This is a genomic window from Paenibacillus sp. J31TS4, assembly GCF_018403265.1.
Lineage (GTDB): Bacteria > Bacillota > Bacilli > Paenibacillales > NBRC-103111 > J31TS4.
Map to the genome: position 1 here is coordinate 150,551 of NZ_BOSI01000005.1, position 18,775 is coordinate 169,325.

Annotated in this window: 22 protein-coding genes; 2 read left to right on the forward strand and 20 right to left on the reverse strand. The window is 61.7% G+C overall.

Features of this window, described 5'->3' with window-relative positions; genetic code table 11:
• The first annotated feature begins 153 nt into the window (after positions 1 to 153).
• Together KJS47_RS19905 and KJS47_RS19910 are read left to right on the forward strand one after the other, a co-directional pair.
• Positions 154 to 720, forward strand: a complete 567-nt coding sequence (locus tag KJS47_RS19905; RefSeq protein ID WP_213527004.1) for a sigma-70 family RNA polymerase sigma factor — start codon at positions 154 to 156, stop codon at positions 718 to 720.
• A gap of 3 nt (positions 721 to 723) precedes the next feature.
• On the forward strand, positions 724 to 1,443 hold the full coding sequence (locus KJS47_RS19910; protein ID WP_213527005.1) for an anti-sigma factor: 720 nt from the start codon (positions 724 to 726) through the stop codon (positions 1,441 to 1,443).
• A gap of 196 nt (positions 1,444 to 1,639) precedes the next feature.
• Here KJS47_RS19910 and yunB read toward each other — a convergent pair whose 3' ends face one another.
• The 20 genes from yunB to KJS47_RS20010 all read right to left on the reverse strand — a co-directional run bounded on the left by yunB (position 1,640) and on the right by KJS47_RS20010 (position 18,698).
• Positions 1,640 to 2,464 (reverse strand): sporulation protein YunB, encoded by an 825-nt coding sequence (yunB, locus tag KJS47_RS19915; RefSeq protein ID WP_249716569.1) that lies wholly within the window; start codon positions 2,462 to 2,464, stop codon positions 1,640 to 1,642.
• A gap of 189 nt (positions 2,465 to 2,653) precedes the next feature.
• Positions 2,654 to 2,806 (reverse strand): hypothetical protein, encoded by a 153-nt coding sequence (locus KJS47_RS19920; RefSeq protein ID WP_213527008.1) that lies wholly within the window; start codon positions 2,804 to 2,806, stop codon positions 2,654 to 2,656.
• A gap of 109 nt (positions 2,807 to 2,915) precedes the next feature.
• Positions 2,916 to 3,938, reverse strand: a complete 1,023-nt coding sequence (locus KJS47_RS19925) for a zinc-dependent alcohol dehydrogenase (RefSeq protein ID WP_249716571.1) — start codon at positions 3,936 to 3,938, stop codon at positions 2,916 to 2,918.
• Positions 3,939 to 3,970: 32 nt separating this feature from the next.
• Positions 3,971 to 5,191, reverse strand: coding sequence for an ROK family transcriptional regulator (locus KJS47_RS19930; RefSeq protein ID WP_213527010.1), 1,221 nt, complete (start codon positions 5,189 to 5,191; stop codon positions 3,971 to 3,973).
• An 89-nt stretch (positions 5,192 to 5,280) separates the two neighbouring features.
• The gene (locus KJS47_RS19935; RefSeq protein ID WP_213527012.1) at positions 5,281 to 6,570 is read right to left on the reverse strand and encodes an extracellular solute-binding protein; all 1,290 of its coding nucleotides are present in this window, start codon (positions 6,568 to 6,570) and stop codon (positions 5,281 to 5,283) included.
• Between the two features lie 82 nt (positions 6,571 to 6,652).
• Positions 6,653 to 7,486 (reverse strand): carbohydrate ABC transporter permease, encoded by an 834-nt coding sequence (locus tag KJS47_RS19940; RefSeq protein ID WP_213527014.1) that lies wholly within the window; start codon positions 7,484 to 7,486, stop codon positions 6,653 to 6,655.
• A 3-nt stretch (positions 7,487 to 7,489) separates the two neighbouring features.
• Complete coding sequence (locus tag KJS47_RS19945; RefSeq protein WP_249716573.1) at positions 7,490 to 8,428, reverse strand: carbohydrate ABC transporter permease; 939 nt, start codon at positions 8,426 to 8,428, stop codon at positions 7,490 to 7,492.
• Positions 8,429 to 8,432: 4 nt separating this feature from the next.
• On the reverse strand, positions 8,433 to 9,743 hold the full coding sequence (locus KJS47_RS19950) for a M20/M25/M40 family metallo-hydrolase (RefSeq protein WP_213527016.1): 1,311 nt from the start codon (positions 9,741 to 9,743) through the stop codon (positions 8,433 to 8,435).
• 21 nt (positions 9,744 to 9,764) lie between these two features.
• Positions 9,765 to 10,514, reverse strand: coding sequence for an SDR family NAD(P)-dependent oxidoreductase (locus tag KJS47_RS19955; RefSeq protein WP_213527018.1), 750 nt, complete (start codon positions 10,512 to 10,514; stop codon positions 9,765 to 9,767).
• A gap of 175 nt (positions 10,515 to 10,689) precedes the next feature.
• A complete protein-coding gene (locus KJS47_RS19960; RefSeq protein ID WP_249716575.1) occupies positions 10,690 to 11,268 on the reverse strand; it encodes a redoxin domain-containing protein in 579 nt (192 codons plus the stop codon).
• A gap of 19 nt (positions 11,269 to 11,287) precedes the next feature.
• Positions 11,288 to 12,001: a cytochrome c biogenesis CcdA family protein gene (locus KJS47_RS19965; protein ID WP_213527020.1), complete on the reverse strand. Its 714-nt coding sequence runs from the start codon at positions 11,999 to 12,001 to the stop codon at positions 11,288 to 11,290.
• A 50-nt stretch (positions 12,002 to 12,051) separates the two neighbouring features.
• Positions 12,052 to 12,735: a hypothetical protein gene (locus KJS47_RS19970; protein ID WP_213527022.1), complete on the reverse strand. Its 684-nt coding sequence runs from the start codon at positions 12,733 to 12,735 to the stop codon at positions 12,052 to 12,054.
• 194 nt (positions 12,736 to 12,929) lie between these two features.
• Complete coding sequence (locus KJS47_RS19975; protein WP_213527024.1) at positions 12,930 to 13,622, reverse strand: response regulator transcription factor; 693 nt, start codon at positions 13,620 to 13,622, stop codon at positions 12,930 to 12,932.
• A 286-nt stretch (positions 13,623 to 13,908) separates the two neighbouring features.
• On the reverse strand, positions 13,909 to 14,286 hold the full coding sequence (locus KJS47_RS19980) for a rhodanese-like domain-containing protein (protein WP_306433038.1): 378 nt from the start codon (positions 14,284 to 14,286) through the stop codon (positions 13,909 to 13,911).
• Positions 14,287 to 14,334: 48 nt separating this feature from the next.
• Positions 14,335 to 14,640, reverse strand: a complete 306-nt coding sequence (locus KJS47_RS19985; protein ID WP_213527028.1) for a metal-sensitive transcriptional regulator — start codon at positions 14,638 to 14,640, stop codon at positions 14,335 to 14,337.
• A gap of 57 nt (positions 14,641 to 14,697) precedes the next feature.
• A complete protein-coding gene (locus KJS47_RS19990) occupies positions 14,698 to 15,087 on the reverse strand; it encodes a rhodanese-like domain-containing protein (RefSeq protein WP_213527030.1) in 390 nt (129 codons plus the stop codon).
• A 241-nt stretch (positions 15,088 to 15,328) separates the two neighbouring features.
• Positions 15,329 to 15,553, reverse strand: a complete 225-nt coding sequence (locus KJS47_RS19995) for a sulfurtransferase TusA family protein (protein WP_213527180.1) — start codon at positions 15,551 to 15,553, stop codon at positions 15,329 to 15,331.
• Between the two features lie 121 nt (positions 15,554 to 15,674).
• Positions 15,675 to 16,079: a DsrE/DsrF/DrsH-like family protein gene (locus tag KJS47_RS20000; protein WP_213527032.1), complete on the reverse strand. Its 405-nt coding sequence runs from the start codon at positions 16,077 to 16,079 to the stop codon at positions 15,675 to 15,677.
• A gap of 92 nt (positions 16,080 to 16,171) precedes the next feature.
• Positions 16,172 to 16,483 carry a rhodanese-like domain-containing protein gene (locus KJS47_RS20005; protein ID WP_213527034.1) on the reverse strand — a complete coding sequence of 104 codons (312 nt, stop codon included), beginning with the start codon at positions 16,481 to 16,483 and terminating at the stop codon, positions 16,172 to 16,174.
• A gap of 325 nt (positions 16,484 to 16,808) precedes the next feature.
• Positions 16,809 to 18,698: a beta-N-acetylhexosaminidase gene (locus KJS47_RS20010; protein ID WP_213527036.1), complete on the reverse strand. Its 1,890-nt coding sequence runs from the start codon at positions 18,696 to 18,698 to the stop codon at positions 16,809 to 16,811.
• Positions 18,699 to 18,775 lie beyond the last annotated feature (77 nt).

Genomic DNA, 18,775 nt, shown 5'->3' on the forward strand with positions numbered 1-18,775 from the left:
CCTTCCCGGACTCCTTTATAGGGACCGGGTTTTTAGCTTTTATCGCCCATCTTGCCAAATCAGAAAGGATAAGAGATGATGGAATCATATGTAAAACTTGTGGATCGATTCCATGGAGAGATCGTCCTTGATCTCGAAGCAAGGGGACCACGCATGCGCGTCCAGACGGATTATGAATTGATGGAGCTGGTGATGAGCAAACATCGTCCGGCATTGGAAGAACTGTATGATCGTCATGTTAAGCTTGTCTATTCGTTCGCGATCAAAGCGACCCGTAACGAACAGCTGTCCAGGGAGATCGTCCAGCTGGTGTTTCTCCGGCTATGGACGACAACCAAGGGATACGATCCGGACAAGGGACTTTTCGTGAATTGGCTGCTCACTATTACTAGAAATTTGACCGTCGATCATCTTCGCAAAGAAAGAAGACAGCGACCTGCCGCATCTCTCGAATGGGAGCAATGGGAGCTTCTTACCGATGCCCCCGAGAAAGGTCCCGAGGCGCAGGTCACCCGTAAAATAACCCGAGAGGAAATACGGAAAGCCTATAAATTCCTGTCGGATAGTCAAATCAGGCTGATCGAGTATGTGTATTGGGAGGGCCACACGCTCAGTGAGGTGGCCGACCTGGAGCAAGAGCCGCTCGGAACGATCAAGAGCCGGCTGCATCAATCATTGAAGCTGCTGCGCACAAACATGCAGGCACATAGGGAGGGATGACACGTGCGCAACCACGAAGAAACGATTTGCGATGATCTGCTTCTCTATGCGGCAGGAGAGGGAACACAAGCCGACCGCATCGAATTCGAACGTCACCTCTCTACCTGTCCTGCTTGTAGGGCGGAGCTTGCGAATCTTAGAGAAGTCTGGGAGGCGATGCCGTTGTTGGCCGACCAAACGGACGTCCCGGACGATATGAAATCAGACGTCATGAGCGGCATCTTCGGAAGAGAGGCGGACGGACCTGTTCTGATTCCTCCCAAGCGACGCACTGGCTTGTTTAGCATTGTTGCCGCCGCGGTTGTCCTCCTTCTCGCTTCCGGTTATGCGCTGTGGTCGGCGGGTTCCGGAAAGGACGAATACGCTTTCGATGCGAACACGGTTCAGACGCCCATGCAGGTTCTCCAGACGTATAAGCTGAATGCGGTCGACCGTGCGGTGCCTGCTGCCGGAACCGTATGGCTCCTTGAGGGAAAAGAGAACAACCAGGTCGTCGTTCATCTGCAGGGACTCCCTATGACTAGCGGGGACGAGGCGTACCAGGTTTGGCTTATCCATAACGGAGAGCGTTACAACTGCGGCACCCTTCTGGTCGATGGCCAAGGCACCGGGGTATTAACCTACCCTATCAAGAAAGAAGCTGCCTTCGAGGCGGTCGGCGTGACGCTTGAGCCGGACTCTAAGGGGACGCAGCCCCGGGGAAAGAAGGTGCTCGGTTCGTAGCCGTCAAAGAGGGAAAGGCGAAAGCCGAACGCCGCCAAGCGTAGCCGCATCTGCAAAAAGCTGCCTGATCGACAGGCAGCTTTTCGGCGCTTGCTCCACGATCGGTGCAGTCGGGTGCGGCGGCCGGGCGCCGAGAAGAGCCAAATCACGTTCGGCCCTGGATGCGAATGCAGCGAACGGGCCTCGGCCCCTTGCTTCAATGAGGGGTGGCGGCTTCCCCTTGAGGCGGTGCACCGCTCGAGGCCGGCTCGGCTCCCGCCTTGGCCGCATCCGCTCCGCCGGTCTTGCCCGCGCCGGATATGTTCGCCGGCAGATTCGGCAGCGTGACGCCGGGAGGCAGCGGCCCGGACTGGCCGACGGGATTGCCTTTGTTGTCCATGTAATACATCGGCGTATCACCCACGACGAGGAGGTAGGAGATCGGCACGTTCGTCTCCACCAGCTCCGGCTTGGAATCGAACGGAATGATGATCGTGACCTCTGCCAAAATCCGGATGTAAACTTCCACCAGGATCATGTTGATTCCGATATTTTGCGGACGGGTATCGAGCTCGACCTTGACGGCTCCCGCGGGCACGAGCCGTACGGGAATGTCTGGTCCGAACGAAGCGAGGATGGGGCTGTCGAGCGCCTGCCCGAGCGGGATGTGCTCCGGCATCTGCTGCAGGTCGGCCAGCACGCCCTGCACCTTGCCGATCGTCTGGGACGTGATTCGCATATGCTCGGCGTAATTCAGCATGAACCCGGTAATCTTCCCCTGGTTGTCGTATTTCCATTCGATGAGTTTGTCGAAGTTGGTCCCCTCGTTGATCCGGTCCGTGATAGCCGAGTTGATCGCCTGGGTGGCGATCTGCTTGACCCGGATCTGCGCCAGATTCATGAGAGGGCGCTTCAGATTTTTATCGAGATAGATGAAGGACTGCATGGAAAACAGCATGATCAGGAGCAGGACGACGAAGATGATGCGCCGTCTGCTTTTTTTGCGCGGCGTTCGGCTTTTCCACCGATTCTGCTGGTACACGGCTCGGCCTCCCTCCCCCCGGGGCATGCCCCTCCTATACACCAGCCTATGCGTCCCCGTCCGCTCTCATCACCGTTACCCGCTAGGCCGTTACGGATCCCTCTGCACAGCAAAAAGCCGCCCGCTTCGCGGCATGCGAAACGAACGGCTGCGATGTAGAAACGCCAACTCTCAAAAGAAAACGGACGCTTACTCGGCGGTTTCCGATTCCCTGCAGGCTTCCGGCGCCGCGGCAGCATCCAACTCATCGAAGTCCTCTGCGAGCTCCTGCCCGAATTGGTCGAGCCGGCCCGGGCTGCTCACCTTCCCGTCCTGGTCTGGCTTGCTGTTCCTTCCTGTCACCCCTATCACCTCCTCGTGGCTATAGGGTCGGCCAAGAAACGCTTCTCCATTCGTTCCGCCCTTCGCACCGGTACCGGAGAGCCGTTTTCCTCTAAGGAGACCGCAGCCGCTAGACGGACAGCAAAATCTTCGCCGTCCGGCCCGGGTCGGACAGCAGCTTCTCGAAGCAAGCCTGGCCCTCCTCGAGCGGGGCCGTCTCCGTCCAGGGGGACAGATCGACGAGCCCCTGGGCCAGCCAGTCGAGCGCCAGCTCGAAGTCCAGCGGCCGGTACGCGAATGCGCCGAGCAGCGTCAGCTCGCTGCGGATCGCCAGGTTGACCGGCAGCGAGCTGTCCGCGGCGTGCAGGCCGGAGAGCACGATACGGCCTCCGGGACGAACCGCCTCCATGCAGGCGCGCCTCGTCGCCTCGAGCCCGACCGCATCCACGGCGGCGTCGAATCCGCCGTCCGGCACCAGCCGCCGCAGTTCCTCGGGATTCGCCGCAGCCTGCCCGCCCAGCTCCCGCACGATGTCGAGCCGGGATCGGTTTATGTCCATGACGACGATATCCGTCAGACCGAACCGCCGGGCCGCCGCCAGCACGAGGAGCCCGATCGGTCCCGCACCGGCGATGAACAGCCGGTCCCACGGGGCCAGTGACGCCAGTCTTCCGATATGGACGGCACAGGCGAGCGGCTCCACCAGAGCGCCCTCCGCCATCCCCATCCCGTCCGGTAGTCGGTAGACGTTCCGCTCGGGCACCGCGACGTATTCGGCGTAGGCGCCGGGCCGCCCTGCCCCCACCAGCACGCGCTGGGGGCACAGCTGGCCGTCCCCGGCCAGGCAGGCGCGGCAGCGGCCGCACGACACGAGCGGATTGGCGGTGACCCGGTCCCCGGACCGGAACCGCCCGGCCCGTGCGCCTGCTGCCTCCACCGTGCCGGCGAACTCGTGCCCCATGACGAGCGGCGGTTTACGCAGCGAATTGTGGCCGAGGTAGCCGCTCAGCTCGGAGCCGCAGATGCCCGCCCGCTCCACGCGGATGAGCACCTCGTCCTCGGCCGGTACCGGCACCTCCGCCTCCCGCAGCGTGAGCACGCGCGGACCTTCGTACACGAGCGCCTTCATTGGGCGCCCCGCAGATATGTTCATGCTTCCAACCCCTCCCTCTCTCGCTAACAGCTTCAGACAGAGAACAGAAGCTCCGGGCACTCGAACAACTCCTTCAGCACAAGCGCGCCGGAGCCGATCAGATTCGCTTTGGGGCCCAGTCCGGAGCGCAGCACCCGCACCCGCTCTCGCGGAATCGGCAGCGCTCTCCTCTGTACCTCCCGGTTGACGACATCGGTCAGCTCGTCCCCCAAATTCAGCAGCTCCCCGTGCAGGATGACCCGCTCGGGATTGATCGCATTAACCAGATTCGCTATGCCGACGGCCAGATAGCCGCCGAGCTCTTCGACAGCGAGCTCGCGGATGAGCGGATCGCCCTGCCGGACGGCCTCGCCGATGCGGCCGATCGTCAGCTCCCCGTCCCGCTCCAGCTCGCGGAGGCGGGCAGCGGGCAGACGGCTGCGGACGCGCTCGATGAGCGCGTTCGAGGAGGCGTACCGCTCCCAGCAGCCGCGGTTGCCGCAAGTGCAGGGCAGCCCGTCCATCTGGACGGTCGTGTGCCCGATCTCCCCGAAGCTGTCGTCCTTGCCTCGCATCAGCCGGTCGTCGATCATGATACCCGCACCGATGCCGTAATCGGTCATCAAGCTGATGAACGTCCCCGCGTCTCTGCCCTCGCCGAACATCTTCTCGGCGAGCACGAGATTGCGGCATTCGTTATCGACCCAGACCGGCAGCCCGAATGCCTCGCGCAGCACCTCCCCGACTCGGATGTCGTGGATCGCCTGCACGTTCATGGCGGTGCGTGCGGTGCCCGTGCCGGTCTCGACGAGCCCGGGGCAGCCCGCTCCGATTCCTTTGACTGGCAAGCCCAGCCGCTTCGCCTTGCGCAGCAGCTCGCCGGCCGCCTCCCGCAGCTTGATCATGATCGCATCCCGGCTGTCTTCCTCCAGCACCTCGGTCCGCAGCTCCTCCAGCACGCCCGCCGACAGATCAAGCAGCGCTCCGCGGATCGCGTACTGGTTGAAATGAAGGGCGACGATGCCGCCGCCCCGCGCATGGAACGCGACCAGCTTGGGCCGCTTGCCGCCCTGGTCGGTCGAAACCCCCACTCCGCTGAACTGGATGTAGCCTTCTGCGACCAGCTCCTCGACGAGCGCCGACACCGTCGGCCGGGAGAGGCCGAGCTTCCTTCCGAGCTCCGGCTGGGTCGTCTCTCCGGTTTCCCGGATGGCATGTAAAATTCTGACCTTGTTCGCTTGTTTAATGTCCGGTTGTCTGGCAATCGTCAGCAATAGTCCTGCAGCTCCTATCCGATTCCTGATTCTGTCTCTATGAAACCACATCCGCCGGGAGCCCGCCAGCCTCGCCCTGTCCCAATAAGCTATTTTTGCTCCGCGACCTTCTGCAGCGCATCCAGCGCATCCTTGGGCGACTTCTGCCCGAGCAGCGCCTGCTGCACTGCCTTGACCGTCTCGAGGCGAATCTCGGTAAAGCGCGGGTCAGTTAGCGGATAGAACTTGGCGATCGGCAGCTGGCTGATGAACTGCCCGGTCAGCTCATCCTGCTTGGCCATGCTCTCGCCAACCGGCTTGGTGGCGGGCAGCATGCCCTCGTTCTTCATGAATTCCTCGTACCGTTTGTCCTCGTAGAGGAACGAGAGGAACTTGCCGACCGCGTCCTTGTTTTTGGTCGACTTGAACACCATGAGGAAGTCCTGCACGCCGAGGTTGAACGGCTGCTTGCCCTCGTTGACCGGGATCGGCGCGACGCCGTACTTGAGGTTCGGCGCGTCGGCCTTCAGGATCGTCGGCAGGAAGTTGGCGGTAATCATCATGCCGACCTTGCCCGCTCCGAACACCTTTTGCAGCTCGTCGCGGTTGATGGCCGTCGGCTCGGGGTTCGTCACCTTGTCCTTGCGGACGAGATCGGTCATGAACTGGAGCCCCTCGACGTTCTCCGGCGAGTTCAGCACCCACTTGTCGCCCTTCTTCCAATCCCCGCCGTTGCCCCAGATGTAGTAGGAAAAGTCCGCCTGCCCCTCGAACGCCGTCATCGGCAGCCCGAAGCCGTCGACGCCGGTCTTCTCCTTGATCGTCTTGGCCGTCTGGCGCAGCTCCTCCCACGTTTTCGGAGGCTCTTTGATGCCCGCCTTCTCGAACAGCTCCTTGTTGTAATAAAGACCGCGGACGGAAGCGAGCAGCGGGAGGCCGTACGCCTTGCCGTTCATCTCTCCGGCCTTGAAGAACGACTCGTAGAACTTGCCCTTCAGCTCGGGGGTCAGCACCTCATCGAGCGGCACCAGCAGGTCGTCGTCGGCAAAGGCGGCATACGTGTTCATGTTCAGAATGTCGGGTGTCTGCTTCGTGCTGACCATCGTGTTGACGCTCTGCTCCAGCACGTCCCAGCCGACAACCTGCAGCTTGACCTTGATGTCCGGATTCGCCTGCTCGAACTCCGCCACCATCTTCTTCAGGAAGGGCTCGGTCTGGTTGCTGTACTGCGCGGCGACGAACGTAATTTCTTTCTTACCGCCAGAATCGCCTGCACCCGAGCCGGAAGCTCCGGCCTGGTCCTCTCCACCGCTCTTGGAGCAGGCGAGCAGCGCCGTGGACATCATGGCAGTCAGCACCGCCGTCGTCATGACCCGATGAACCGTTCTCCAATTCTTCATTCCGCATTCCTCCTATAGGTCGCTTAATAGGGAATCCGGGCGTCCGGCCGAAGCGCCGCTGCAAGCGGTCTGCACCGCCGGCTTAATGCTTGACGCCGCCCGCCGTCAAGCCGCTGATCAGATACTTCTCTATGCACAGGAACAGGATGACGACCGGCACAATGGCCACCAGAGAGGTGGCGAATACATACTGCCACTGCACGTCGTACATGCCGAAGAACGCATAGATGCCGACGGTGAGCGGCTTGTTCGTTTCGGTGGTGATGAAGGTGAGCGCCACGGCGAATTCGTTCCAGGCAGCGATGAAGACGAAGATGACGGTCGTGATGATGCCGGGAAGAGCCAGGGGCAGCGTCACACGCCGCAGCGCCTGCCACTTGGTGCAGCCGTCGAGCCAGGCGGCCTGCTCGAGCTCGTAGGGGATGGTCGCGAAGTAGCCGCTCAGAATCCAGACGGCGAATGCCTGATTGAACGCCGCGTTCGTCAGCACGAGACCCCAGACCGAATCCATGAGACCGAACCACTGGATCTCGCGGAACAGCCCGACGAGCAAAACGATCGGCGAGAACATCTGGGTGACGACGATGAGGTAGAGGTAGAACCGTTTGCCGGCGAACCGCATTCTCGCCAGCACATAGCCGGCCGGAATGGCGCACAGGAGCGTCAGCACAGTGGCGCCGCCCGATATGGTGAGCGTATTGAGCAGATAATCGGCGAGGGGCACCTTGCTCCAGATATCGACGAAGTTGGAGAGCGTCCAATTGATGGGGAGAAATGTGGGCGGGATGGAGTAGACCTCCGCCTTGCTTTTGAAGGCGACGAGCAGCATGACGAGATACGGAAAGACCAGGACCGCGAGCAGCGCGTAGGCGGCTGCCGTCACTAGCGCTTTGTTGCGCCTGAGCGTTCTCTGCATGGGCTATTCCCTCCTCATAACAAGGCCGATATAGGCGACGGAGAACAGGAGGAGCAGGAGGAAGCTGATAACCGACACGGCGGCGGCGTCCCCCATCTTGTGGGCGACGAAGGCGAGCTTATACAGGTAGGTGATGATCGTGTCCGTCTGGTTCACCGGCTCGCCCTTGGTCATCGACCAGATGATCGGGAACGAGTTGAAGACATAGATGGTGTTCAGGACGGTGCTGATCATGAGCGGCTGCCGCAGCATCGGCAGGGTAACATGAACGAACTTGGACCAGCCGTTCGCCCCGTCGACACCGGCCGATTCATAGAGCTCGCCGGGGATCGCCTGCAGTCCCGCCAGGAACAGGAAGCTTGTGAACGGAATCGTGACGAAGATGCCGACCCCGATCATCGCCGGGAAGGAGGTGGCGGGCGAAGCCAGCCAATAGATGTTCTGGTCGATCAGGTGGAGCTTCTGGAGAATCAGGTTAAGCGCCCCGTAATGGTAGTCGAGAATCCAGCGCCAGATCACCGAGGTGATGATAAGCGAAACCGCCCATGGGACGATGAGCGCCGAACGGACGAGCCGGCGGCCCGGAAACTCCTGGTTGAGCAGCTGGGCGATGCCGAGCGACAGGACGGTGCTGATGCCCACGACCCCGACTGTCCAGATGAGCGTGTTCTTGAGCACGCCCCAGAAGACCGGGTCGCGGAGAACGTTCGAGAAGTTCTGAAGCCCGACGTAGCCCTTTTTCACCCCGGACAGGCTGACCTTGGACAGGGCGGTGGAGAACAGCTCGAAGATCGGAAAGATGGTGACAAGAATGATGAGCAGAAGACTCGGCGCCAGCCACAGGTAGGGCGCGAGCCCGCCGGCGAGGCGCAGCCTGCGCCGCGTCCTGCGGCCGCCGGCGGGTTTGGGCTCCGCGGCGGCCGCGCCGTTGTGCATGTTCATGGACTCACCCCCGGTCGGTTCTGCGAGGCCGCCCGATGGCTGCGACTCCGCACCATTGCACGATCGTAAGCGCATACAGCTTGACGAGCAGGAAGAACGCCTCCACGTCGATGTATTCGTCCGCCGCGTGGGCGTTGCCGCCCTTCGGCCCCCAGATGATGCAGGGCGTCCGGCTGTACCGGTGGAAAACGAAGGCATCGCAGGCGAACGGCGCCCCCTGGACGGGGAGGCCGCCCGGATGCAGCTCGCGCGCCGTTTCCGCAAGCACGTCGAGCGCCGGATGGCCCGACGGAATCTCCGTCCCCGGCAGGAAGCGGATGAGCTTCTGGATGATGGGCGGCATGCTCCGCAGCAGCTCGTCGCCGGCCGCCCGTTCCAGGCAGAAGGCTTCAAAGTCGCACCGCAGCTCCTCCTCGGTCGTCCCCGGGTAGCATTGGATCCAGACGTCGATCGAGCAGCTGCTCGGCACCCGGTCGGTCAGCGGCAGGTGAGCCGGGCCGGCTCGGACCCCCTGCACATAGGCGGGCGGGCCGGGATCGGCGGCGAACCAAGGAGAAGAGGACCGCTTCGCCGCATGGTAGCGCTCGTATTCCCGGAAGATGTCCAGGAAGCGTGCGGCCGCGAACACCGGGTTGACCAGCGTCTCGCCGCTGAAGGCCCGCCCTGCCCTGCCCTCGAACACGATCCGGAACATGCTGCCGCCCTGATGGGCCGGGCAGATGGCCAGATTGGACGGCTCCGGCACGATCGCGAGGTCCGCCTCGTAGCCCCGGAGCCGGCAGGCGAGCGTGCCGTTGGCGCCGCCGTATTCCTCGTCGACGACCGTCTCGACCAACACGTCGCCGAGCAGGGTGACGTTCAGCTCCCGCAGCAGCTCGAGCGCGAGAATCGCGGCCGCCATCCCCCCTTTCATATCGAACAGCCCGAGTCCATATTGCCTGCCGTCCTTGACGATGCCGCCGAACGGATCGACCGTCCACGGATCGTCTCCCCTCGGCACGGTATCGACGTGGCCCGAAAACAGGAGCGAGCGTCCTCCCCCGGCTCCCTTCCTTCTCCCCACGACATTCGGGCGGTCCCGGTAGTCGCGGCCTCCGAGGTAGCCCTCATGCTCCGTCAGGCCCGGCACATCGGTCGGCAGGAAGAGGTCGGTCTCGCAGTCCAGCGCGCCCAGGTAGCGGAACAGAAACATCTGTACCTGCTTCTCGTCGCCGGACGGATAGCGGTTCTCGCTCGGAATCGAGACCAGCGCCTTGGTGAACGCGAGGATATAGTCGCGGTGATCGTCCACCCAGCGTTCAATCGCTTCACGCATGCGGTTACCTCCTCTCGGCATCTACTCCTGGCAGATCTGGCCTCCGTCCACGACGAGCTCGGTGCCAGTAATGAACGCGGCCTCGTCGGAAGCCAGGAAGCTGAAAGCGTTTGCAACATCTTCCGTCCGGCCGTACCGATTGAGCGGTATCTTGGCCGTGTAGCTCTTCACTTCTTCCTCAGACATGCCTCCCTCCAGCGCCAGCTGGGTCAGGATGAACCCCGGACAGACCGAATTGACGCGGATGTTGTAGGGCGCGAGCTCGATGGCCATCGACTTGCCGAGCAGGATGATGGCGGCCTTGGTCGCATTGTAATGCGCGAGTCCCGGCTCGCCGAGAATGCCGTTGGTCGACGCCATGTTAACGATGGCGCCGCTCCGCTGCTCCTTCATCACCCGCGCGACGACTTGCGAGCATAGGAACGACCCGGTCAGATTGACATCCAGCGTATCCTGCCAGTTCCGGTCGGTGATGGCGAGGAACGGCTCGAAGCGGGCGATGCCCGCGTTGTTCGCCAGCACGTCGATCGTCCCGTGCTTCTCCTGGGCGAACGCCGCCAGCCGCTCGACTTCCTCCCGGCGGGTGACGTCGCACCGGATTCCCTCGACAGCGCCGTATGGTCTCAGCTCCCGGACGCTCGCCTCCACCTTCTCCTCGTCGAGATCGCAGATGACGACGCGGGCGCCTTCCTCGAGGAATTTGCGGGCGATCGCCTGGCCGATCCCGCGGGCCGCTCCCGTGACGACAGCGGATTTTCCTTGAAGCCTCATGGTTTCCCTCCCTTTTACGATGTTAGTTAGTAAAGTTTCTTTTCTAACTATATGGTAAAAGATCCCTGACGGGAATGCAATAGAATATTCACAAAATTGTCACTATTCGAAAATCTGTTGCGTGTTTGCGTTCTGAGACACAAAAAAGGGCGCCCTCTGGGCAGCCCCTTCTTCCTCATTTCACCTTGGCGAACGTTTCCTTCATCGTGTCATAGTTGATGGCACCCTGGAACTTGCGTTGGATGACGCCCTGCGAGTCGAGAATGAACGACGTTGGGTAAGCGACGACCTGGTAGCGGCTGCTGACCTCTCCCTTCTCGTCCAATACGATCGGGAAGGACAAGCCGTACTCCTCCACGAACTTCGGCACGTCGCCTGCCGCCTTCTCCGTGTGCGTCAGATTGACCGCCAGCATGACGACGCCCTCGTCCGCGTATTTCTTGTAGAATTTCTCCATGTGCGGCATCTCGGCCTGGCATGGCGGACACCACGTCGCCCAAAAGTTCAGCATGACCCGCTTGCCCCGGTAATCCGACAGCTTGACCGGCTTGCCGTCCAGCGACGTCAGCATAAAATCGACCGCGGTATTCCCGACGGCCACGCCGGGAGCAGCCTCGGACGCCCCCTCTCCCTGCGGCGCCGCGGCCTGCGGCGGCTGGGATAGCGGGGCTTTCTTCTTCTGGGCCGTGTCGTAGACACCCCAGGCCACCAGTCCAAGCAAAAGAACGGCTATGAACACATTGCGCAGCTTCACATGCGAACCCCTTCCTGGCTCAAAAGTTAAAGAGCGAATAACGGGCCAGCCACGCGCTCATCTTCTGCATCTGGCCCGTGTACAGAAGCAGGCCCAGCGCCACCATCAGCCATCCGTTGACGACGCCGAGCACCGGCAGGAACCGGTTGATCCGCTTCACCAGCGACAGCGAATAGGTGATGGCCACGGAGATGAGCAGGAACGGGATGCCGAGGCCGAGCGAGAAGACGGACAAAAGCCCCATCCCCTGGTAGAGCGATTCCGAGGAACCGGCCAGGATTAGAATGGACGAGAGCGCCAGCCCGACGCACGGCGTCCAGCCGGTCCCGAACGCAAGGCCAAGCAGCACCGAACTCCACCAGCCTCCCCCCCGCTTCGTCTCCCCCCAGCTTTTGGTGCCCATCAGCCACTTCAGCCGGAGCACACCCGCCATCTGCAGGCCGAAGACGATGATGAGCAGGCCGCCGAGCTTCTCGATGAGATCCCGCTGCATGGCAAAGAATTGCCCGAGCACGCTGGCCGACGCGCCCATCGCCACAAAGATGAGGCTGAAGCCGAGGATGAATCCTGCCGAGCGGACGAGCAGCAGACGGCGCCCCGCCGCGACGCGCCCCCCTTCCACGATCGCTCCCGTAATGTGCGACACATAGGCCGGCACGAGAGGGAACACGCAGGGCGACAAAAACGACAGCAGGCCTGCGGCGAATGCCACTAAGACGGTGATCTGTTCCACTCCACTTTCCCCCTTCTCCCGTTAGCGTAACAGGGAATTGTTTAGATTCGTTAAAGCTCGTTTCTTCGTTCCAAAAGGATCTTAATAACGAAGGATAGGCAGGCTGCAACAAGGAGCGCCAGCTGCCCTCCAGTAAAGCCGAGCGGAAGCTCCCCCGGCACGCGGCCGGGCAGCGTCAGAGCGAACCGGCCGATACCGTACCACATGACGGTGACCGTCAGCGGGTAAGCCTCCCCCAGCGGCCGCTTGGCGCGCAGCTGAAGGCCGACCAGCACGGCGGCCAGCAGCGTCTCGCCGAGCAGCCAGACGCCGGGCGCAGGCTCCAGCGGAGCTGAGTAGGCCAGCAGCCGGTGGACGCCGAGGCCGGCCAGCAGCCAGGTCAGCGCTGCGTCGGCGTCGTGCAGCAGCGGGAGGCCCCGCTTTCGGGCTCCGTAGAGCAGGGCGCCGAGCGCGTAGACGCCGGCGAGCAGCAGCCCCTTGGTGCCGCCGGTAAAGTACAGCAGCGATACCGGATGCCGGACGACCGAAGGAAAGTCCAGCACGAGCGGGCTGAACTTCCAGATCAGCACGGCGACGATGAACAGATTCAGCAGCCGGTCGAGCGTCTCCTTGCGTCCTTCGCTCTGTGCTGTCCGCAGCCGCCAGGCGAGTGCTATGTATCCGGCCAGAGCGGACGCCGCCGCGAGAAGGAGCGAAAGGTTGACGACGAACGGGCCGAGCGCGACGACTTGCATGGGCGGCCTCCTTTGCCGGTTAGGTAGTCGTTAGTTGGAAAGCTTGGCGGGAACGCGGGCGGAAGCCCGGATTCTCTTCAGCGTACCAAGCCTGTGTTAAGGAACGATAAAGTCCCGGCATTCCGGGATCAAGGAGGACCCGAAATGACGGCTGCGTCAAGAACCATCTTACAGCACAACGATATGTAGGAGAGCTAGTAGGCCGCAAACCGATACCCCATTCCCCGCACCGTCTCGATGAGATCGCCGTCGGCCTGGACCTTATCCAGCTTGTCTCTCAGCTTGCTGACGTGCACGTCGATCGTCCGGTCCACGACGAGCTTTGTGTCGTTCGGGTAGAGTGCCTCCAGAATCTGCTCTCTCGACAAAATCTGGTTCGGGTGCCGCATCAAGACATGCAGCAGCCGGAACTCGTGGACCGTCAGCGGCACCGTCTCGCCGTTGTACCGCGCTTCGCCCCGCATCGGCTTGACCGTCAAGCCGCGGTAGCTGATCTTGCCGCACCGGTGCGCCGTGCGCCGCAGGACGGTCTCCACGCGGACCACCAGCTCCTGCGGGCTGAACGGCTTCGTTACGTAATCGTCCGCTCCCATCTCAAGGCCGCGGATCCGGTCTTCCTCATTCCCCTTGGCGGTCAGCATGATGAGCGGCACGTCGCTGCGCAGATCGCTTCGGATCCGCCGGCAGAGCTCCTCACCGGACAGCTTGGGCAGCATCAGGTCCATGATGACGAAGCACGGATCATGCCGCTCGAACAGACGGGCGCCTTCCTCTCCGTCTGCCGCCTCGAGCACTTCGTAGCCCTCCTTGTCCAGGTAGAGGGCAACGAGCCTCCGGATTTTGGCGTCGTCTTCTATGATCAGGATGGTCTTACCCTTCTTCTCCATGTCTCTCCCCCTGCTCGTTGTTCACGGCCAGGCTGGCCCTCTCCCCCCATCATAGTATGAACGGACGTCCCTGGCAAAAAAGCTTCCGGCCGTAAGCGGCTGCGCAAAAAAGACCTTCGGGCCGTCATCGCCCGAAGGTCTGCTTTCGCCTGGCCGGAATTCTGCCGACCGCCTGGCCGTGGCTCCAGCCAGGCCCCATCGATTCCAGCGTAAGGCCATGCCGCATGCCTTCCCGCCAACTTGCCCGGTCCATGTTCTTTCTGCGGCTTCCCATCGGCTTCCCGGCTTACTTGGCCAGCTTGCCCGGCCAGGCGCCGATGCCTCCCTGGAGATGGGCAAGCTTGCCGTAGCCGTTCTTTTGCAAAACGCGCGCCGCGCTTTTGCTTCGCATGCCGCTGCGGCAGTACAGGAACAGCTCCTTATCCTTCGGGAGATCGGACAATCTCCCGTTCAGCTGGGACAGCGGGACGTTCCGCGCTCCCGGGATATGGCCGGCTTGGAATTCGTGCGGCTCCCGGACGTCGACCAGCAGCCCTTTGGATTCATCAAGCTCGGTCTTGAATCGTTCCCCGCTCAAGTTGCGCAGGCCTTTGGCCGGCGCGAACCGCGAGTAGAGGAACCAGACCACCAAGACAACCAGCAGCACATTGACGATCGTCGACATGCTCACGCCTCTCCCCTCCTTATCGTTTATTCGGAGCAACGCCTGCAATCAGCGGCTCTTGACGAGCAGCTCTACGGCCTCCTGGACAATCTGGCCGGTATCGTTCCCCTTGTTCTTCTCCTCGAGCAGGCATTGCTCCAAGTTGACGGCGACGATGTAGGCAAGCGCCTTATCGGCCGCGCTTCGGACGGCGGACAGCTGGGCCACGACGTCCTTGCACGACTTTCCTTCGTCCATCATCTTAAGCACACCGCGTACCTGCCCTTCCATCCGCTTCAGCCTTTTTCTGACATCGTCATCGTAGTTCACTTGCCCTCTTCCTTTCGTTATCGTAGGGCGCCGGTCTTGTCTCATCCATGCCGTACCATTGCGGTTCCCACAGCACCAGACTCGTTTGGCCGCCGCTTCGGATTATGCACAGGCAGCCGCATTCGTCTCGGCTCGTCCCGCCCCCAGACGGCGGTCATGCAGCACGTACAGAGTGCGGAACCCGGCACGCTTCAGGATCCGGGCCGCCCGGTAGCAGGCGGACCGTCTGTCCGCCAGAATGAGCACAGGCTCGTCCGGCGACAGACCCTTTTGCCAGACGTAGCCGAGACGCCCTACGGATATGTTAATCGAGCCCGGAATGTGCCCGGCTTCGTAATCGAGCGCATCCCGGACGTCGAGCAGTTTCACGGCGGCCGGCCGGGCCGCTTCGCCGAGCCAGGCCGGATCGGGTTTTGCAAGTCCCGGGACCGGAAGCGCGCGGCGCAGCAGCCACAACCCCGCGGCCGCCGGCAGGATCAGCAGAGCTTCCATGGGCAGCGCTCCTCCCTCCATCACCGATGGGCCGCCAAACGAACCGGAGTCCGGCCGCAGCAGCGCTACTCGGCATCTTCCTAATTTCTGCCGCACGGGGCATTCACGATGGCCACCCGTTCGGGCGGTTCTCGCCAGCACCGTCGGCAGGCTTCTCAGTCGGCCCTCTTACACTTCTTTTCGCTCAGCGACGTTGGCCCACTTAAGATTTTTTAATTGCTTAACGTTCTAGCTGTCGTACTCAGCCTTTCTTGACTAGAAACGTAAACACGCCGTCCTCTTCCTTAACTTCCACCAGCTCGTGGTTGGTTTGCTTGACCCATGCCTGAAAATCCTTTCGTGAGCCTTTATCCGTCGTAACCAGCTCCATCGTCTGGCCGCTCTGCAAGGAGTCGATTCCTTTCTTCGCTTTGACGATCGGCATCGGGCATGCGAGTCCTTTGGCATCAATCGAGAGATCCGCCATCATTCATAACCTCCTTTTATGCATTTATCTATTCTATTTTTTTCTGATAGATTTAATGAATGACCATACGGGGGCCGGGGGTGGACGCAATGCCCAGTCCCTTTCCCCTCCGGTCCTGCCGTTAGAAATTGAGCGTAACCTCGGCGTCAAACGCATAATCGAGGAACGTCGCAGCTCCTCCAAGCTCGATGCCGTCGATGAAATGCTCTTTCTCCAGCCCCATGACATCAATGGTCATTTGGCAGCCGATCATGCGCACGCCGGTTTCCTTGGCCAGCTCGATCAGTTCCTTGACAGAAGGAACATTTGCTCTCTTGAAGCCCTCTGCCATGCCTTCGTTCCCCGGCTTCAGCTGCAGCATCTGCTCGGAGTCCTTGTGAATGATGGACAGCCCCTCAAAGGTGAAGAAAATCGCGACTTCGGCATCGAGTGCCGCGGCGGCCGTAGCGATGTTGAGTACCTTGTAGGCCGTTTCGAGGCCTCCGTTCGAAGCGATAATGGCTACTCGTTTGTTCTTGGTCGTCATGAAACCATCTCTCCTTTATTTGTTGTTGTTGTTGTCAGGATGCAAAGAAGCGTCTGGGCCGCCTCAAAGGGCCAGTCCCCGCGATCCCCCTGTCAGACCAGCTCGCCTGTCCAGGCAAGCAGGCCTCCCGTCATGTTGACGGTGCGGAACCCCTGCTCGCCCAGCAGCTCGCAGGCGAGGCCGCTCCGATTGCCGCTGCGGCATACCAGGATAATCTCCCGTTCCCGATCCAGCTCACCCGCCCGCTGCGGCAGCTGCCCAAGCGGGATGTGCAGAGAGCCTGAGAGATGTCCGGCCGCCCACTCCTGGGGCTCTCTGACGTCCACGATGAACAGGGCTTCCCCGCTAGCCAGCCTCTCGGCCAGCTCGTCCGGAGAGATCTCCTTCTGATTCGATAACGCCATCGCTATACTCTCTCCCTCTCATAAGCGGTTCATCCGCTAACCACTAACGGATTTGCTTAATATTATGATAATTACTAATACCCGTATGGGTATCTGAAAGTCATTATAGACCCTCTTATTCGTTCTGTCAAATCCGGCGGGACGCTGCCAGGATGGATGCAAGTGGGAGCTGGGCCCGCTTGTCCGTTTCCCTCAGCCGCCAAAAAGCCGCCAAGCGGGGCCAAAGGCCCTGCATAGCGGCATTAGAAATAGCAGCAGGCGGGTAAGCTCGGGTCGAGACTGCCGTCTCAGATTTACGACCGAGAGAGGAGGCGGTCCCTCCCGCCTACTGAGCGATCCGGCTCGGTGTCGGCATCCACTTATAGAAGTAACAGTCGACGAGCCCTTCCTGTCCCTGGAACGGCAGGCGCGGCTCCTCCAGCTCCTCCAGCCGCTCGGCGCGGCCCTCCAGATAGGCGGTGAGCCGGCTGACGGCCGTATCCAGCGCCATGAGCAGGCCGCCGTAGCGCAGGTCGAGGATGTCCCAGCCGAACGGCTTGTTGACGGCATGCCACCGCTCGCGATGGTAGTTGCGCAGTTCCTTCACCCGCGCGGCAATTTCGGGCAGGACGCCCTCCGCCATCTCGCTCAGCGTCTCGCGGTCGCCGCTTCGGTAGGCGTCCGTCAGCCGCACGCCGGCTTCGGCCTTGAGCGCCAGCACCCGGCACAGCCAGCGCAGCAGCTCGAAGACGAAGCCGTATTCGCCGTTGCGGCCGGCGTACAGCTCCATGCGGCGTTCCATCTCGGCATAGTGGCTGTTCAGCGGCAGTCCCCGCAAATTCTCATCGAACAGGCCCATCATCGGATTTTGCCAGAGCATATACCGGGAGGGGTTATACAGCTCCAGATTGTCCGGCGAGATGCCCGGCGTCTCGTCGATGTACTTAATAGCCAGAAAATCGTCCATCCGCGCGCCCGTACAGAAGAGGAACCGGTCTCGGAGCTTGTCCTCGTCCAGTTCCTTGGCATACCCGTGCTCGGCGAACAGCTGCAGCCCCAAGAGCGCGCTGTACCAATCGCATTCCGTACCGTCGTCTCCCCACAGCGTCGCGATCACCTCCCGGACGCCCTCGCGCTTGCAGACGCTCAGCGCCGCATTGGTCGAGACGAAGGTGGCGCCGTAATTGAGCACGAAGCCTTTCCAGTTCCAGATGCCCCCGGCAAAAACCGGCATGGAGCCAAACCGCTTATGCCGGCGGATCCACTCGGTATAGAACTCTTCGTCGAAGTGATAATAATCCCAATAGACGAACTGGACGTCCTGCGGCATCCCGGCGATCACCTCGTCCGAGATCACGCTCTCCCGGTCATAGTACTCTCCCGTCCGCGAAGCGCCGCGGAAATACATATCGCTCCACATCATCGGCTCAAGGCCAAGCCGGCGCGTAATGGCCAGCACCTTGTGCAAATGCTCGTTCATGATCTCGCCCTTTGTCTTGAGGCCGTTGCGGACGAGATATTCGCCGAGGCCGAGTTTCCATGCCTCGTCCATGCCGATATGAATCCGCTTGGTGCGCAGCGGCTCGCTCGCCGCCACCAGCATCTGCTCGACGAACTCATAGGTTCTCTCTTCCCCGACCAGCATCGTCTCATGGTCGTCGCGGATGTCCTTGAAGGCGTTCCACTTCAGCACGTCCGCCAGATGGCTGAGCGTCTGGATGCACGGAATCATCTCGATGCCGAGCCGGTCGGCATAGTCGTCCAGCTCGCGGAGCTCTTCCTGCGAGTAGCGGCCCCGCATGTAGCCGAAGTACGGCTGCTCCTTCACATCGAAGCTGTCCTCCGTGTACAGCATCAGCATATCTAGTCCCATGACCGCCATCTTCCGCAGAAACGCCCGGACCGTCCCGGTCCGCAGGACCGCTCCGCCCTGCGAGACGTCGAACATCGGCCCGTTCATCTCGAATTGCGGCTCCTCCTCCAGCCGGAACGGCGCCTGTCCATGCTTCCCAAGCCCCTCTAGCAGCAGACCCAGCGCACGGAAAAAGTGAATCCTCTGCCGGTAGGCGATCGTCAAGGTGCCGTCTTCCTTGGCTTCTACCGTGAGCCGGTTCTCCTCATGCCGGGTCACCTCCACCCGGCGTCCGTCCGCCGCCTGCTCGAATCCGAGCTCTTGCTCCAGCAGGCGCAGCCCTTCCCCCAGACCTTCCAAATCCCCGGCAAACTGCAGCCGCATGCTCTCGTCCCCTCTCCTGTACAGTGGGTCCTCCTAGTCCGCCCCGCTTCGTGGTTCGCTAAGCGGACCATGCGTGC